At 39.3% G+C, this 19,180-nt stretch carries 9 protein-coding genes; all 9 read right to left on the reverse strand.

The features are described from left to right. Window positions 1–125: 125 nt before the first annotated feature. The 9 genes from JL102_RS20605 to JL102_RS20645 all read right to left on the reverse strand — a co-directional run bounded on the left by JL102_RS20605 (window position 126) and on the right by JL102_RS20645 (window position 19,171). The gene (locus JL102_RS20605; RefSeq protein ID WP_202246362.1) at window positions 126–1,025 is read right to left on the reverse strand and encodes a HEAT repeat domain-containing protein; all 900 of its coding nucleotides are present in this window, start codon (window positions 1,023–1,025) and stop codon (window positions 126–128) included. A 112-nt stretch (window positions 1,026–1,137) separates the two neighbouring features. Then, a complete protein-coding gene (locus JL102_RS20610) occupies window positions 1,138–1,494 on the reverse strand; it encodes a hypothetical protein (protein ID WP_202246363.1) in 357 nt (118 codons plus the stop codon). Between the two features lie 3 nt (window positions 1,495–1,497). Then, the gene (locus JL102_RS20615; protein ID WP_202246364.1) at window positions 1,498–6,435 is read right to left on the reverse strand and encodes a fibronectin type III domain-containing protein; all 4,938 of its coding nucleotides are present in this window, start codon (window positions 6,433–6,435) and stop codon (window positions 1,498–1,500) included. 10 nt (window positions 6,436–6,445) lie between these two features. Then, a complete protein-coding gene (locus JL102_RS20620; protein WP_202246365.1) occupies window positions 6,446–8,545 on the reverse strand; it encodes a fibronectin type III domain-containing protein in 2,100 nt (699 codons plus the stop codon). A gap of 3 nt (window positions 8,546–8,548) precedes the next feature. Continuing rightward, a complete protein-coding gene (locus JL102_RS20625) occupies window positions 8,549–13,063 on the reverse strand; it encodes a hypothetical protein (protein ID WP_202246366.1) in 4,515 nt (1,504 codons plus the stop codon). Window positions 13,064–13,085: 22 nt separating this feature from the next. After that, on the reverse strand, window positions 13,086–13,547 hold the full coding sequence (locus tag JL102_RS20630) for a hypothetical protein (RefSeq protein ID WP_202246367.1): 462 nt from the start codon (window positions 13,545–13,547) through the stop codon (window positions 13,086–13,088). Between the two features lie 18 nt (window positions 13,548–13,565). Continuing rightward, the gene (locus tag JL102_RS20635) at window positions 13,566–15,254 is read right to left on the reverse strand and encodes a TonB-dependent receptor (RefSeq protein ID WP_202246368.1); all 1,689 of its coding nucleotides are present in this window, start codon (window positions 15,252–15,254) and stop codon (window positions 13,566–13,568) included. Next, window positions 15,247–16,701, reverse strand: a complete 1,455-nt coding sequence (locus tag JL102_RS20640) for a PorP/SprF family type IX secretion system membrane protein (protein WP_202246369.1) — start codon at window positions 16,699–16,701, stop codon at window positions 15,247–15,249. Before JL102_RS20640 ends, JL102_RS20635 begins: the two co-directional genes overlap by 8 nt. Window positions 16,702–16,705: 4 nt before the next feature. Beyond that, window positions 16,706–19,171: an FG-GAP-like repeat-containing protein gene (locus JL102_RS20645; RefSeq protein WP_202246370.1), complete on the reverse strand. Its 2,466-nt coding sequence runs from the start codon at window positions 19,169–19,171 to the stop codon at window positions 16,706–16,708. Window positions 19,172–19,180: the final 9 nt, after the last annotated feature.

Below are 19,180 nucleotides of genomic sequence, written 5' to 3' on the forward strand. Positions count from 1 at the left end.
TCTTTAGTAAATTTAATCAAAAACAGCTTAACTTAATGTCCAGTCAAAGATAGCAGGTCCATACCTTTCTCCTCTCTGGCGCGTTTGAGCGTAGCGGTAACGCGTCCGTTTTACAACAATCTCACCTAATACCCTTCATCAGATATAGAATAATCTGATTTATTAACAGCATACCAAGCCCGTAGCTCTTGTAAGGCCTGCTCATAATTATCTACTGCCAGTTCTCCGTCTTCTGTGGGGAGGGGCTGGGCGGTGAGGTGTGGGGCCAGGTATTCCATTACTCTGTAGCCACAAAGGATGGCGACTTCGTTGTCTGGATCGGCAGACGTGCAGTTGTTTTCATTGCTGTTGATGATGGTGAAGAGATAATCAAAAGCCGCTTTGTTGCGGGTGTAGACTAGGTCTGGCACTAGTTCATAGACCAGGTTATCATTGACCGGGAGGTTTTCTAGGATGCTGATGATATTTTGAGCTGAAGCCTCATCTCCCATGCGAGATAAGGCTAGCAAGGCGGACCATTGTAGCCTGCGATTAGAGGATGCTGCATAGCTTTTTAAAGTATTCTCGGCTTCCGAAATATTCACATAGCCGATTAACTTGATGAGTTCTGGCTTGTGGTATTTTATAGTACTTAAGGCTGACAAAAGCTCTTGTTGATCTTTGGTTGAAAACAAGTCTTTATCAAACTCAGTCAGAAATTCTATGTTATCGCCTGCAAGGCCAGAATCCTTATCTTTTATACCTTCAATTAATGCTTCTATAGCTGTTTTTTTAATCTTTTGATTATCATTATTAGTGGCTGATCTATAAGCAATATAATAGGCCTTTCCTCTTACATCATCTATTGAGTCTTTGTAATACGGTGTAAGCTGATTCATTAAACCCATATCTCCAGAGAAAAACGCTGAAGGTATCTGTGGGTAAGAACCCGTTCTTACGGATTGAAAGTACGTATCTATGTTCTGGCTTTTTACTGTGAAGGTGCAGAGACAAGCTATGAATATGGCGAGTATTGTTTTTTTCATTGATTGATTATATTGATAACTTTTTGTGCAACCTAATTAGGTAGCACGCGTATTGCTATCGCTACGCGCGCTAGGGAGAGTACCACCATGCAGAGCATGGCGGCAACTGGGGCTAGTCTTCCTCAAAAAATTCCTTATTGATTAAATTACCGTCACTATCATAAACATACATCCACTTGGTTTCCCCATCTGGATAATTTTCATACTCCATCCTACGAATAATCTTTTCATTTTTATCATATTCTATGCATTCCAGTTCATTGCCTTCAACGTCTTCTATATAAAAAACCTTCTTTTGGATTAAACCTTCTTTGCTAAAACTTAAAATCGTACGATGAATTAGCTCCTTATTATTCCTTATTATTCTTACTGAATATGGCCTATCCACTGATTTCAAATCAATCCTTGCAATATCATCTTCAGAATCTACCTCAAAAACTATTTGATTTTCATATACCACTTTTCTCATAACTTAAAACTTTAGGTATGGTAATAAATCCAACTTTTCTCCTTCAACAATTATAGAGATATCTACATCTCCTAATTCTTGAAATTTAGCTTTATCAAAAGTTCTACCATCAGGAAGATTATCAAAATGAAATGATGCAATTTTCCCTTTCAATAAATCCTTTTCAAAATTCTTGGAAATCTTCGTAATCTTCCCTGCTCGTTCATTAATAATTCTGTAATTATCCCTAATATTTTCAACTATTTTATTAAAATCAGTTTGTTGTAAAAAGATCGCAATATCAATATCTTTAGGAGTAGTCTTGCGAAGTGAAGACCCCTGAACCCTTATATCGTATGTATTAATGCCTACCTGATCTAAAAGGCTAGTTACCTTACTTTTGAAAATATTAAAATCACCTAAAGTGTTGAAACCATATGGATAGCCTCTTTTATTAACTACACTTACCCAATTATCCATTTGTAGGATTAATTCGGAAGAATTAAAGTCCTTGATATCACCTATCCTTATAAAATCATCAGTAGTTTTTGCATCCAAACCTAATTCACCAGCTTTTCTAGCTAACTGAATAAACTCATCCTCTGTATATTTAGATGTGAATTGTTTCAGCCTTTGGACTACATCATTTATACTACCCCCAGCTGATGTAGCTTCCCCACTTATCTTAACAAAATAGTAACTCCCATTCTTCTGACCTACTTTTACCTTACCAGACAGGTCGTCTCCATTGGCTGCCAGCACCTTTACTTCATCACCCAGGCTTATAAAGTCATCACCTGCAGACATCAAATCGTCCAACCAGCCCTCATCCGCTATTTTGAGTACATCCTGACCATTGGATTTAGTCATGCTGGCTATGAGTTTTTCATCAGCACCTCTGCTGGCCACCATCCATATCTCATCATTGGAGCCGAGCATCAGCTTAACGGAGCGATCTGTCACTGAAGGCTGTAAGGTGTTATTTAGGAAGGCTTTAGAGTTTGAAGAAAGATCACCGACCAGTTCATTTAGCTTGTTAAACTGCTTGGCCTCATGCAAGAATTTTTTAATCTCATAGCTATTTGTGAAATTATCCGCATTCATTAACATTTTACCACTAGCTATCTTACTTACACCAGTAGCAATCTCCATCATTGGCAGTTCCATAAAGTAATGCTCCATAGCTAGGAAAATAGCCGAATTAATACCGTACTTCTTCTTGTATTGCCTAGCTGCATCTTCTGCACATATTGGCTGCGCTCTACCCACACTTTCGGCCTCCCTAATGGCTATCTCAAATCCCTTGAATTCCGCTTCATTAAAAAGAAAATATCTGGCTTTCAAATCTGAATATGAGTATGTGTACCTTCCGCCTTTCAAATAATCTATTGACAAAGAGTTATACGATACACCATCAGAATCATCATAATCCAGATCCTGCCACAAATTATATTTGGATAAAATAACCCCTTCTTTCGACGGACCTATATAAAAATCTTTCTCTAGATCTTTGATACTGGTCACGTTGTTTTCCTCCAGATAATCCTGTAGTGAAATGGTGGACATATTTGAGGCAGGGCTGGTTGATTCCTCTCCCCATGCGGAAACCTGGTTACAGTAATCAACCAAGTCGTCTACATCTTCCTTGGTAGCAGCGTTGGCGATAAGCGCATCAAACAGAAACAAACCTGCTCCTTTAACTACACGGTCTCTAGCTTCACACTCTCGGTAGCCTATAAATTGAGAGGGGGGTTGGGGTGGAATTATAGACTCTGTCACGTGATATCCACCCAAATTCACTGGTGCATTTGTAATATCGGATATCCATGTATATTTCTCACCACAGTAGCGGTCGTTAGTACTAAATATTTCTGCATACGCAGTAACAGAACCACTGGCTATGGTAAAGGCTGAAAATTCATAAGGGGAATTTTCAGGGGTTTCCAGTACAGTTTGAGTTACCCGGTTACCATACTGCTGTCTAATCCTGTGATATTCTGATTTATCAAAGTAATACCCAAAATTAACTCCGTTATAAAACAGGGCCATATATAGCTTACCATCCTGCTCAAACTCTACCAATGTCCCCGTTGTAGGATTAAATTTCAAATTAGTGATATTGCCTGTAGGTTTCCAAAGTTTTCCAGATGGGGCTGAAAAGGCGTAATCTTCCCCTTGCTCGAAATTTGTTTCAAATAAATTATCAAAAGAAAGTTCTTCCAAAGTAATTGAATTGGCATCTCCCTCCATCTCACTCTCCTGATCATCCTCAAACCACCCAATCATACTTTCGGGGTTATGGATGTAATCCCACTGGTATTTTCTTAGGCTTTTGCCTACGGGGTAATCCATTAAGTTACCGTTGGTTTGGCCCTTTCCTGTTACGTAAGCCTCTGAGCTGAAGGTATGGCGCAGTCTGAAGGCTCCGTGAGATAGTTCATGTGCTACCACGGCAGCCAAGTCAACACTTCCATTTTTTCTCCAGATGTAACCGTATTGTCTTTTGAAAGGCATAAACCCGTCACGGTCTCCCCCGTCCCCATCGATCACAAACAGGTAATATGCTTGATTATCAAAATTGACTGAGCGCTTAAACCTTCTATTAAATTGGCGCATCTTACTTGGAAAACTAGCCAATACACCACTGCTCTCCGGTACAGCTAAGTCTGCCAAGGTTTTGTCATCTACCGTGTATGAGTCAGCAATCTGTACATTCCATTCTGCTACCCCTTGCTTAAAAATATCGTTAATACCTTGCTGAATATTACCAGGAATAGAGGCTCCATTTACAGGAACTAATACTACGGTATTACGCTCCTTGGTATAGCTCACCATATTAAGCTGCCCTACGGTATATTCGGTTTCATTACCTTCTTCATCTTCCTGCACTACGTAGGCATATACCTCCTGTGTGGATTCGGGCATGCCTCCTACTAACATCACTTGCTTTTGGTTTTCTGCCTCTGCAGGTTGAGTGCCTAAGGTTCCTCCAATAGCACTTTTAAAAGCTATGACCTCAGGAAATGCCTGATCACCCTCTAAAATGGCATTTACATAGTCGATCTGGCCTGTTTCCATTGACTTCCAAGGCACATCATAGTCTGCACTATCAATAATAACCCTCTTATAATCTGTAAATACACTTTGGTCTTTGGTGTCGAAGCCATAGTTCTGACGACTGTAAGCATCAAACTTCACCAAATAATCCCACTCCGCTCCGGGCTCTAAAGCAGGAGTGCCGCTGGCAGAACTTTTACTCACTTTTCCTTCCTTATCTACAGTATAAGTATTGCCTTCGTCATCTGTGATCTGAGTAGGAATTTTTTCTCCGGTTTCCGGGTCTGTTTCTTGGGCAATCGTTTGAGTGGTGCCATCGTCCTTTTCCACTACTATATTTCCCGCATCATCTACCTTTACGGAGGCTATAGTGCCGTCTACTTTAATGGTAGTGCCGTCAAAAGGAGCTACCTGATCTTCTGGGTCTCCCCCTTCCTCTACAGCAGCATCACCTCCCAGCGCATCGAGATCAAACATCAGTGGGCTGTCAGCATTAAAAATAGTAGTTACAGCTCCGGTGATCATTTGCAGGTCTGTATTGATAAAAATACCGTCAAACTCTACCCTTACTTTTACATGCTTAAGCCATGGCATTTCAGCATGTCCCTTTCCTGAAAAAGTACCATTACTACCCGAGGCATTAATTACCCGTACTTCTACATCTCCTGCTTTAAAAATATCTCCTGGGTTAAGTTCAGGCAAGGCCTCCTGATTTTCCAGGTCAATATCTCCGGGCTGTGCCCCACAGGTATAGTTAGTTACTGGATTTTCAGAAGTAGCTGAGGTGACTACGCCACTCTTTCCGCCATTGTAAGCACCGCATAAAGCTGCCACCTGAAATTCATAAGTAGTTTCAGGTTGAAGTCCACTAAGGGTAATCTCTTCCAAATAGGTATTTTCAGACTTCCACTCATCATCACTTCCTTCTTTTCTATAATAAACCACAAACTCGGTTTGTGCAGGGGCTGTCTGCCAGCTCACTTTTATTCTGCTACTGCTCACCGTGCTCGCCTCTACTACTACCGGAGGAGAGCAGGCATCTCCATAAATAAATGAATAGACTTCACTGTACCCATCGTTTTTAAACAAGTCCATGGGCTCTATTCCATTTATAGCTCTGGCCCTTACCCTAAAAGCATAACGCCGGCCGGGCACTAATGGAGGCTCTGCTATGCCGTATACAAGGCTAGTACTGTAGGTAGTAGTTTCATAAATAGGCGGTGTGCTTTGAATAGCATTATTGGGGTCTCTTCCTTCTGGCCATAGTTCTACCAGTTCAAAATCATAAGCGGTAGAAAAAGCAGAGTTAGGTGAGCCGGTGTGCCTTGGCGTCCATTGAAAAAGTTGGGTTTGCGGATCTTGTACTCGTACCTTTTCACCATTAAAGGGTGTGTTAATAATAGGCGGGTCATTGAGCATGAGCCAGGCGGAACCACAAGCCATATTGGAGACTTCAGTTCCTAAATTATACTCAAGAACTTCAAAACAAATTCTATAGAATCCCTCCGGCAGTGCATTGCCCCTAACCACCTGATCTTTACTAATTCCTTGAAAAAGTAGATTTTCTGGATTGAAGTAGGCTCCTAAATCTGCCGCTCCCAGCATGAGGGGCATGCCTCCTTGTAAGAAAAGTGGCTGTGGTCTATAGTCAGGACGAGTAGTGATGGAAACACCCACGCCTTCTATGGTAAGCCTAAGTCTGACCTGCAAATCTTGCCGCGAGAGGTCTCGCAGGAGCACATTTAAGGCAAACCTGTTATTATCAGCTGCGGCATAATCTGAAAGGTATAATGAATAAGGCGGTGTAAGCTGAAAGGTAGCCTGTACTGGGTAAGATTGAGCGACTACCTGCTGGGAGAAAAAGTAGCCAGCAATAAAAATTAAAAAGTATATATATTTTTTCATCTACAATATTTTAATTCGCCTTAAGCACTACTTCTTCACTAAGTGCTGAAGATGATCCATCTGTAAAAACCGCTCCCACCTGATAGCGATACACTTCCCCCTTCTTCAATTCGTTATCAGTATACTTCTTTTGATCACTATTGACAGAACCTAACGGAGTTATAGGTGCCTCTCCTACAGCCCGATAAATAATAAATCTTTCTACTCCGGGTTGATCATATTCCCACCCTAGTGTAATTGACTGCTCATCTTCCTTTTGGGAATAAAACAATTTACCTATTCCTCTCTGCACCTTTCTAGGAAGCGGCGACGCCGATAATGGCTGAGCAGGAGTTGATTCTAAGCCAGACTCATCAATAGTAATAATGGTATATTGATAGGTTAACTCAGTATTCACGCCTGAATCTTGCCAGGTAGTATCCTGCGCTGCTAGCACCTGCATTAATGCCCACCTGGCCTCGGTATTACTCTGTCTATAAATCAGTTGATCCTTAGCGTCTTCTGAGCTACCAGGAATCCAAGTGAGTGTAATATTTCCTTCTCCAGGTTTTATTCCTGTTAAGACGGCACTCACTGGAGGGGTGAAGTCAGGACGTTTTATAGCAGCACTTTCAGAATAACCCGACGGGTTATAGTGCGTATCTACTGCCACCACTTTATAATAAATATTAGGCGTAAGGTTATTTCTGGATAGGGTATCATAAAATACGGTATCCTTAAGTGCAGCCTTAGTAATCTGTATATATTCCTGATTTTCAAAATTGCTTCTAAACACCCGGTATCCATATAAATCCTTTTCTGTGTTAGGAGTCCAGTTTAAGGTTACCAGTCCGGTGGTATCCATCTTACCAGAAACTCCTTGAGGAACAACTGGAGGAATACTATCAATAAGCAGCACCATATAGGGCATAGAGAACACCTCCTGCGTGTATTTACCTATGCCTTTGATTTGATAATAGTTAGTAGGCAATGGATTATCATCTATTATGCTTCCTTTTTCCAGATCAAGATCATCTTTCAAAAGAGTAAAAGATGTTTTATCATTTTCTGCTCTTAGTAATTGAAATTTTTCTATCTGATAGAGATACCTTTCATCAAACTCCCACTTAAGCACTACCATGTCGTTGAAAGCATTTCCGCTTACAATGGACGGTCTGGCTATGAGTTTATCCCTACCTATACCAGAAATTTCATTTGAGTAAGGCCCTTTTTGTCCAAAAGGAGTCACCCCCCTGATTCGATAGCGGTATTCAACATTATTTTGAGGTAAAGAATCTATAACATGCATAATGTGTCCCTGAGAAGGATCAGAAGACGCACTAACGAACGGAATATCAGACACATCTTTAAATTCACCTCCTACTTGAGCCCTTTGGATTTCAAAGGCGGTATAAGTATCTGAATATATATCTCTATCCCACTCCAGCGACACCATCAAATCGCTAAACTCCGCTGCCGGCTTCTGAGGTGTAGGTAAAGGTATTTCTTCATCTAATCCGGTATAAACTATACCTGTATTAATTGAAAGCTTCTCTTCAGGCACTGCACTATGTACACGGTATAAGTATCTTTCTCCAGCTTTAACACTTGTATCTTTATAGAAAAGCGCTGATTTTTCAGCTGCTTCTACCGACATATCAGCAGCGAACAGGGCAAAAGAATAACGCTGCTCCAGCTCACGTGATTTGTTAATAACAGAAACCATATCACTTCTATAATTATCAGATAGTTCAAAGGTTTCCCCGTATATTGCCTGCGCCGCTACACCGGCAAAGTTATCTCTATCTGCAAGCTCCTCCCAATCTGCCACTGCTGCTGGCATATGTGGTGAATCCCACAAAACAATAGTCTCTGGCTGTTTAAGTGCCTTTCCATTTCTCATCATGGTTACACGTTCAAGCCTATAGCCGTATTTATTTAAAAGCTGCCAGGCCACTGGTGAGTTAGGCGCCCATCGTAATAGTATTTGACCATCGTATGGCAAGGCTATTACCTTGATAGCATCTCCTTCATTATTCTGAGATTTAGCTTTCAATACTGCTAAAGAGACTATGATAAGACTCAGACAAACTATACGCATACCGATTAATATTCCTTTTAACTTATTCATGGGTTAGTTAATTTGAAATGAGATGGTATCATAAGAAGTGATGGTATTAATTCCTGGTAGACGATATTCTATATTCACCTTATAAGTAGTGCCTGTCTGCAACCCAGGGAAAGGTGTTTCCATCACACGCTTCATCCAATCATCCCCTTGTCCCAAACTAATCTTTTGAGTGGCCTGCTGCCTCACATGACTATAATCCTGATACATAATAAGTGGCAGGTTATATATAATAGTGGTATTTCCTGGTGTGTTAATTACCGTTCCTGATGCAGCCATATCAGCATCCAAATATAAATTCTCATCTTGCTGTTTTATATAAAGGGCTTTGTATGGAGGTACTCCATAAGGCATACTCATACGATCATTACTAAGCGATATTCCATTGATAGGGAATGGTGATGGGTATGCCAGTGGTTCAATCATATTTTTAAACCATGGAATATTTAACTCTGCACTAAAGCTCACTAATGGCAAATAATTACCCCCTCCTTTTATCTCATAAGTATCAAAGGTTTCTTGTCCTTCTACCGCCGCTTTAAGCTGATGAATAGTTGGCCTTATTGGCACCCTCCAAGTATTATAGATGTTGAGAGCGGCGACTTTTTCTTTAAAAGTATTGTAATTACTAGTCTGGAAAACCAAACTATATACTATCTTCTCCTGATATTGCTGTATCGTTCCTGTAGCCGTTTTTGTTTTAACCTCCATGGTGGATTCACCGATATCTTGAGTTACGGCTTTATTTCCCTGGGTTACATTACTATCCACACCATCTGATGTATTTAATGGCTGATTTACTATCTCCAGCTTGTAGATAGTATTAGTTGTTAATTCATCAGGAATATTAAAACTTATTTCATTACTACTATATGTAAAATCAAATTTCACGTCTTCCCCTGTACTAGAAACTATTCTTCCTATCTGATTCCATTCCTTGCCAGGATTAAACAGCTTAGGCATGCCACTAATCAAATGAATATAACCCTTATTATGCTCCCCGGGATGGAAATGAAGTTGCTGGTTAGTCGGATAACTATAAGCTACATTATGCTCAGGTAAATATTTTGGTTCTGCTCCGGTGGTAAACTGGGCTTCCTTTCTTTCTATCACCTTCTTACCATTTACAGTTACAGGAACCCAGGTATTATTAACATTCTCCTCAAAACTTACCTGCACCACCAATTTTAATTTCTTTTCACCAGGCAATATATCGGTTGTCTTTAAGGAAACTACATCATGAAAATTATTCCAGGTCATAGATCCTCTTAAAGCTTGAGCACCATCATACAACTTCATTTCATCTAGTTTGATTCTGAAAAGCTTTCTCTTTTCATCGAGATCCACCATTTGAAATTCTTTTTCCACCTCCATATCAAAAACACCCTGCACAGCAGTAAATACATCAACATCTCGCTCACTATCTCCGGGAGTAAGTTGACTAATTACATTAAGGTTTTCCAATACAGATCCTGTTTGCAGCTCACAATCATCTCCTATAGTCACTTCAAAACGACAGTGTCCACTCACCAATCCATTTAACACGCTAAATTCTCCTCCGACTACACCTTTCATCCAAAGTGGATTTGGCAATTTGGCCTGTAAAATTGCACCTGCCGCTATTTTTAATATTTCGAGCTTTCTCTTTTTACCAAATAGCTTCACTTTAATACCTATCTTACCCATAAAAGCAGCAAAAGCTTGTCCATTAGCATACCACCCATTTATACCTATAGGCTCACTACTACCTACACAAGTAGTGCTGCCATAATCTTTGAGCATTACATCAAAGCCTGCTGTGGCTGCAAACCTACCATAAAACATTAAAAAGCTCTTATCTCCGGTATCCATTCCAAAACGGGTTCCGAAGGCTATCCCTTTTCCTTCGCCTACCGCGTTAAGGTCATCCATATAGGTCATCATATCCTCACCTAAATCCAACACTTCCTGTACCAGTTTAGGAGGTGGGGGACTACCTGGAATATAATCACCCATCATAAAATAACTTTCTGTTTTTACCAGTCCCAGAATCTTTAAACCTACTGGGTCTGTAGGGCTTCCCACATGGATATACCAATCATCTGGGCTAACGTGCAAGACTGCCCAACCAGCTCTATTATTTTTACCAACCCCTTTAATAACGCCATAGGCTATATTAATAAAGGTTTCAAAATTACCATGTAAAGTTTTGTTTACTACATCATAATTGATGTGAATATGCGCGGATATGGCCGCCTTAGGCATAAAAGAGTTCGCTACATTATTCACCATACCTTCAACCATACCTGCCAGGCCCGGTATACTAATTGTTACTACAGGGGTCAAAAAATACGCATTCCCCTTAAAGTCTACTTCCCTAAGGCCTCCTCCTTCATTAAACGCTAGAGTCAATGCGGCATCTCCATTAAAAAGTGCCCCCTCAGTTGTACTTAAGGTTACCATAGCTTTAATACCCATTCCTGCCGTAGAATCTGGTATATAATTTACTCCAGAAAGGCTTCTGGCAAAAGGCCTTGAAACGCCTTCTGTTGATGGTTTAAGATGATAAGAAGCTCCTCCTCCAAAGGCATTAATTTTAACTGTTCCTATACTCGCCTTAGAGAGGTGAGCCAGTGCATCTGCAAACCAATATCGATAATTATGAACTGAACCAAATAGACCTACTGCCTGCACATTGACCGTGCCCTCAAGCAATCCTAGCTGCACTTCTCCATGGAAACCGCTGCCATAAATATCATCATCTTTGAACCAGGTCAGGGAACCGGCTAAACTAAAGGCCCCATTATCGATGCTAATTCCTATCTTATGGATATTTAATCCATCAAATTTCCATTTAGGTGATCTATAATTCTCACCTGACTCATCTTCCGTTCCACGATCATATTTACTGGAAAGAGTAAAACCAGCTTCACCTCCAAAATTGCCGCCCTTGCCGCCCGCGATACTTACATAGGCTGTAAAAGCAAGGTTTATCTTCTCTTTAGAAGCATTACCTACTATATCTGAAATACCCATACTAAAAGCTCCTATAGTCGGGCCCTTAATATCTGAAAGTGAGAATCCCTGTATAGAAATGTAAGGCTCTACTGTTTGAATATTGAGCCCTTGAAATCCCAGGTCAGGCACATTAACCTCTTTACCAACCCCTATGCTCATTTTACCATTAAGACTAACTTTTGGCAGGAATTTGCCATCCTTTAACTGAACTTCTACATAGGAAGATGAGAAAATTTCAACTTCTGCGGCTGATAAAAAGTCAAATTCCAATCCTTCCTCTGGTGCAGATATAGCAAAAGTATACTGATCATTTTGAGCTATCACTGCTTTATAAGCCAAAGGCTTGTCTTTTAGGATAGGCAGCTTAACTTGGCCTTCAAAACCTGCACTCACTAACTTATTAGACACAAGACTTAATTTAAAGGACTTAACAGAAAATGGCCATTTGTCCATTTTACCATCACCAAATAAATTATTTACCTGGGCTGTAGTGGTTATTCCTTGCTTATCTATTACCGTATTTAATAATGAGATTTTGACCGGTTCCTTTCCATTTCCCTTATTAAAGGCTGAAGGAAATTTAAGAGATAGCTCTTGTATAGATATTCCTTTCCAGAGTCCTCCGCTCATAGCACTCTCATAATTCTCAGGGTACTGCATATCTGGAAGAGCTCTCAAAGTACTATTATCTATAACTGCCTTATTTACGGTAAAAACGAAGCCTTGTAGGCCTTTCACCTGAAATGGCGGAATAGTAATCTCAGCAATCATATCATTCCAGTCCAGAATGTGAGTAGTAAAACGTCCTTTTACACGATCATCTGGGTTTTTAGAGGTAGAATCTGGAATAAAGAGATCTCTGCTAAATTCCACCTCTGCATCAATACCCATTGCTTTAAAACCATCACAATCCCACTCTATGAAGGTTTTTTCTCCTAACAAGCTCAAGGTTGTTTTTGGTCCTAATTTAACAGTTTGTTTCCCCAACAACCTTAACTGAGCTCCACTTGCCAGCCCCCCCTTCTTGCTAAAACGAATATTACGAGCCCCGAAAGCTATCTTCTTATCACTATCAGGTACCTCAAAAACCATAGACGCACTTAAATATGCTCCTTCTGGTTTCATTTGTAATTCACTGACAACTATTGTATAAGTAAGATTGCCTATCGTCTTTTTTATACCTACTGGCAGATCTAAAATTACATTTTCATCAAAAGTTTCTACAAACCTTTTATTTTCCTTTACATAGGCATCCATTTCAAATGCCTTAAGTTGTTCACTTTGAAGGGTATCTCCTAAAACACTTACCTCATTAAAAGTATCATCCTCTTCATAGGTGGGAAGCGAAGGCAGGCTTAAATCCCTGCTCATTACTTTACTATATTTACTTACCATCTTATGATGATAAGAAACCTCTTTCTTGAGAGGTTTAATACCTTCTGAGACTACACTTAGAGAATCTCCAGGTGCTGACCAGCAATGAGTAGTTAGTAAAACAAAAAATATGAGCAGAGATTTCTTCATCTTTGATTAATTAGCAGGATTATTAGTTAATGGTTTCGAAATGCACTTCTACACTTACAGAATCTGGTTCATCATCTGTAAAATACTTATAATGAAATTCCATCGTAGTCTCTGTTAAATTCTCCAAATCATATGGTGTATCACCTATCTCTAGCATTTGACTACCATCTTCACTTATATCAAATGTATAAGTTGCATTCTCATCTTCATCCCAACATGGCGTTTCATTTATATCTTCAATCCAGGTTAGGTCTGATTTAAAGGTATAAATGTTATCAAGGGCGCATTCTTCTGTTTCATCCACAGAATTCTCTAAAACCTTTACTAATCGCCAGTCTTTACTTGAATTATTAGTTATTAATTGAAGTGTTTCTTCATATGGAGTCAGTTGCTCTTCCGGAGTAACCTCATCATCGTCACTACATGCTGTGAAGGCTAAAAAAGAGGCCATTACTATGGCTGAAATTCTAAAAAATTGATTCATGGTTTAATTCAATAAAAGTTAAAAATTAAAACTATATCCTAGCGTTCCTGTAAACTCAGTAAAGTCAGGAGTACTCTCATCTTTTACTGTTCGCCTTAGTGTTACTAAATTAAGAGTGAGGTTATGCTTCTTTTTTAAGGTATAACTACCATTTGCTCTTAAGTTTATTACTGTATTGGTTAATGATGAATTAGAATACGAATTTACCCCTCCTAATGAGACACTTGCCCTTACCTTACGGTCAAAAAAGGTTCGATTTACCGCCAAAGAAGGACCTATCATAGAACTTTCAGCCATTTCACTTTTATTTTTAGAAGCATTAATTGAAAGAGCAAAAGAAGTATTAATGGCTGTTAACCCGATATTATATGCCAAATTCATATTATAAAATTGGGTGCCACTGTTTTGTTCTACCCCTCCCTGCTTGTCACTGGCATCTTGAAAATTAAAGTTAACATTCACACTTTCTCTTTTTTCTTTACTGGATGACATCATATACACCACCGCAAGACTTGCATTCTGTGAAATTTGGGTAAAATCCAAGGTATCCAGGTTATCATAGGGAGTAAGCTGATTGAGAGATTCAAACTGAGATCTTACGTTAGTATAAGTTTGAAAATTAGAATAAGAGCTGGTGATATTCAGCTTCTGAGTTGGTGAATAGGTGACATTCAATGATCCTAGCCATCTCCTCATGGCACTCACCTTATTATCATCGAGATTATCTCTCTGAAGACCACTATTAACCCCCATATTCAACTTTCCCGCAAACATAGACCAGTTGAGCTGAGCGGTAATATTCTCCATGTCATTATTAAAGTAATATGCTCCTAGAGTTTGGTAGCCTGGATCTATTCTTTCATAAGTGACACCTAGAGAATATACCGAAAACTGATAACTCAGGCTTCCTTTATAAGCATGATAATAGCTCGATGAAAACCGGGGTGTATATAATCCTCCCACATATTGAAAAATATTATTTGCCGCATCACTCTCCTCCGTATTAATATCTCTTGATAAGGCACTAGAGGCAAACTCGCCCGAGAGGGTAAGGCCCTCAAATATTTTTTTACTCCCTTCAATACTTAAAACCAGATTCTCCTGAGGCTTCAAATCGCTAGAAATAGTATCTACAGAAGAAGGATCATCTGCCGCTCTAAAAATGGTAGTTGAAACATAATCAGTTCCTTCTCCATATTTCACCTGCAAGCCATAACCCATTCTTTTATATGCTCCCTCTTGCAAACTATCTGCATCTACTGCTTTTACTAATCTTCCATACATGGCCTTCACACTCCATTTACCTTCTGGAGCCAACTCTACTCCTCCTCCAAGGAAAAGGTGTCCGTTTAGGGTATAAGGAGAAAAATTCATACTACTCCAACCTAGATGTGATGTAACCCACTTATACTTAGGGTGAAGCCCATATTGATTAAAAGGTTGCTGAAAGCTACTATTCTGATTAGACAGACTAAAGGAAAAAGGTATACTCCACCCATATATACTAAAGGCCAATTGTCCCGACATATAATATGAATAGGGATCTCTTCTTCGCTCAATACCATCTACAGCATATAAAATCTGATTAAGACTTATCCCTCCATTAACTTTTAATGCTTTGCCCTTACCAATACTAGAAAGGTCTTGACCTTGAACGTAGGATAGCGGCAGTACTAAAAATGTCAATAGTACAATTATCTTATTCATAAATCACAAATTCTACTCTACGATTCTTAGCTCTATTTTCATCAGAAGTATTAGGAACAAGCGGATCTTTATCTCCTTTACTAGTTGCCTTTAACCTTTCTTGTGCAATGCCCTTAGAAATAAGATAATCAATCACTACCGATGCTCTCTGCAAAGCAATCTTCTCATTAGCATCTTCGCTACCTATGTCATCTGTATGTCCTATCACCTCAAGATAGGTGTTAGGGTGTGCCTTGAGCAAGCTGACCAACTCATCCAGATACTTTTTAGCATCAGTATTTAATTCACTCTCATTAAATCCGAATTTAAAGTCTTGCCTTAATGCTATATTATAATCTCCTTTTTCAGGTCTATAACCAGAATCATTACCCGATGAATCCGATTTTTTATCCCTACCGAAATCAATATTTTTCACCTCTCCTATATGATAGTCATTGGTGCTTTCTAATTTATCTACGTGGTCTTTAGCATTTCTTTGGAAAACATTTCTAAAGGCAAAACTGACCTCGAATGCACTTCCTGCCACACGGGTATTACCAGTAGATGGCGTATCATAACTGATCCCTAACCTGAAAGAGGGTTGTTGAATTAAGATCCCGGCTCCAATACGACCTTGAGTTCTATAGCCTCCGTAGAATTCGAGATAACCATCTTTTATTAGATCAAAGGGATTCGTGTTCTCAAAATATTTTTTAACCTGAAGTCGTGCCTGTGTAAAATGTACAGCATTATCATATAAGTAATATCCTCCAGGACCAATAGAGATCCCATTATTACTAAAGAGCCTCCAATAGGCTTGAGCGCTATAGCTTCTCTCTCGTTTGTATGCTTCTTGCCCCCAGGATATATCAGGATTATTTAGATAATTAGTAGCAACACCTAAATATCCGACCTCTTTCCCTTCGTCATCTGTCTTATAGTAATTCAACCCTGCTCCAAGATTTAAAAAATTCCTTTTCTCAAAGGAGTCCGGTTCGCCAGTCGGTAATGAAGAATCAAAGCCGTCAAATCTATCCCATTGTGCCCCTGTGTAGATGGCTCCACTACTAAAGTATTGCTGAAACCAACCTACGTTGATACCAAAAGATAAAATTGAACTTCTGTTTAAATACACATTATAGGCATATCCTCCTTGCACTGCATTAGTAATGTACTTCATATCAGTCCCCGTCTGCTGACGAGTTAAAGATAATCCTATACCACTTCGCAATCGATCATCTGACGAAAACAAGGGATAGGTAGCGGTAAGTAATGACTGGTTCGCTTTTTCCCCTTCAGTTAAGGAAGTCTCTCTATACTGAGCGGTCACTCTCAACTCCGGATACAATGCTATTCTTGCCGGGTTAGTCTCTAAAATAGATTGCTCATATTGACTAAAAATCAGGCCTTGCCCATGTAGTTTTAAGGATGCCAGTACAATAAAGGATATCAGGTAAATTTCTCTCATGTGGTTATCTGGCTAATCTAAATGTTCCTTGTTGCTTATTTTTGTAATTCAAAGGTCTCCCATCGTAATAATTGCCTTGAATTTTCCACATATACACGCCTGAGGGCTGCTCTTCACCACTACTAACACCATCCCATTGATCATCTTCACTATTTATCGTTGCCAACCGCTTACCTTGAAGATTGAAAATTTCCAGCTTTACACTTTCAATTCCTATTCCATATACCTTGAACACATCGTTATTTCCATCTCCATCCGGACTAAAATAATTAGGAATAAAAATTTCAGCATTCACCTTCACCAGCACACTGTCTGTTAATGAGCAGCCATTATTATCTGTTCCTCGCACATAGTAATAACTACTTACCTGAGGGCTTACTTCAACATAGGCATTATCAAAGGGAGAGTGTAACCCCTCTTCCGGACTCCATTGGTATTCTATCGCCCCTGAGGCATTAAGGATTCCCACTTCATTTAGACCAATGGCAATGTCATTCCCTGCTTCCACTTCTGGTAGTGGATTTACTGCTACTGTTAAACCTGTACTATCAATAAGGCAGTCTTCTATGTAAGTCTTTAAAGTATAGGTAGTATTTACAGAAGGCCATACATTAGGGTTAGCAGCTTCCTTATCACTTATAGCATCACTTCCCTCCCATTCATAATGATATGGCAATAATCCACCTGAAGCAGTGGGGGAACCTCCCAGCTGAACAGTATCTCCCAGGCAAATCACCTTATCACCTCCTGAATTAATTACTGTTTCAGGATTTGCTTCTACTTCAATTGAAGTTTCAACAATACACCCTAAGGCTCTATTTACTGTTAAATTTATCAGTGAAGCATTTGCAGCATCTATAGTTAGTGTATCTTCATTAGAAATAGGTAGAGAAGATCCATTCATATACCAAGAGGGGCTATCTCCTGCCTGTTTATCACTATAACTAAGTATTACACGTTCACCACAATCTATTCTTTTGGCGGTTATTTTTATATCATAACAAACATAAAAGCTTTGTTCCTGAGCAAATGAAGAACTGTTATAACTTTGATCTACTGTCTGTACTCCCCAATAATAAAGTCCCTCTTCCAGTGAATTTAAATCGTAAGCAAGCCCTGTAATCTCCCCCATGTCAGGTGAAAGCAAGGTTCCTGTTGAGTTATCTGATAAAGGGCTTTTTATATCCTGAATACCGGGCTGACTTCCTACGTATAGATTATAAGTCAATCCATCTACAGCTGACTCTACATCACTACCTGCTACCCATGAAAAACGAGCAGTATCAGCAACCACTCCTACCTGAAGGGCTGAAGGCGCTGTTGGATTACTATTTGACTCCGAACTATTATTATGATATACGTTACTTATAGGCGAGTTAATGGAATATCCCGTAACAAAAAGATCTAATCTGCCATCATTATCAAAATCCACCCAATTAGCTTCGCCGGATATAATACCTGCTAAAGGGGTGGATGTATCTAGTAATTGACCATTATTATTCCTAAGCAAGTAGGCATTAAAATCCTGCCCGTTAAGCCCGCCATAATACAAGTCAATATGTCCATCTTGGTTATAGTCTCCAAAAGCGGCATTGCTCAAGGTAGCTTCATCAAAATTTTGAAATAACGTGAAGTTTACCCCATCATTATTAATATATAACTGCGTATAATCATTACCATATCTTGTTCCACTAATCCAGACGTCTGGAAATCCATCTTCATTAATATCTGCAGCTTTAATATTGCCATTACTTAGGCCAATCAAAGAAGTGGACGTGAGTGTAAAACCTCCCTTACCATCATTTAGATAGTAATATGACCGAGGTTGATTATTATTATCTAACCCATTCATTAAAACATCTTCCCATCCATCTTTATTGAAATCAACAACCACTATATCCCCCTGACTCATCCCTTCAAAAAGGACATTGGACTCTTCAAAATTGTCTCCCGTATTTTGATATAAAAGTGTATGTCTTTCACCCTCTTCATCTACTCCGCTAATAAGCACGTCTTTCAATCCATCGTTATTGAAGTCAATCACCTCAATATTACCAAAACCTAATCCTGTCAAAGTGTGACTTAACAGGTAAAAACCAGACTGCCCATAATAATATATGAGGCTTAAAGGATTATTTGAATCATCTACTCCAGTAATAACTATATCTGGCTTACCATCATTATTAAAATCTACAATAGCGATATCTCCATTGGATAGCCCTGGAAAACCAGAACCCATAGAGGAAAAGGTTCCATCGGTATCATTGAAGAAAACATCTGTTATTTTGGTATTATTTGCCTGAATTCCAAACAAAACCAAATCACTCCAACCATCTCCATTAATATCAGCCCAAGCTGATGCTCCATCTCCTACATCAGGAAGTTCATCATTAACTATGGAAAACTGCTGAGAATAGGAACTATTAAATGCAAACAGGACTAGTATTGCACCTGCAAAAAATCGCACCATATTAAACAT

It is taken from the genome of Fulvivirga sediminis, from assembly GCF_016757215.1.
Classification (GTDB): domain Bacteria; phylum Bacteroidota; class Bacteroidia; order Cytophagales; family Cyclobacteriaceae; genus Fulvivirga; species Fulvivirga sediminis.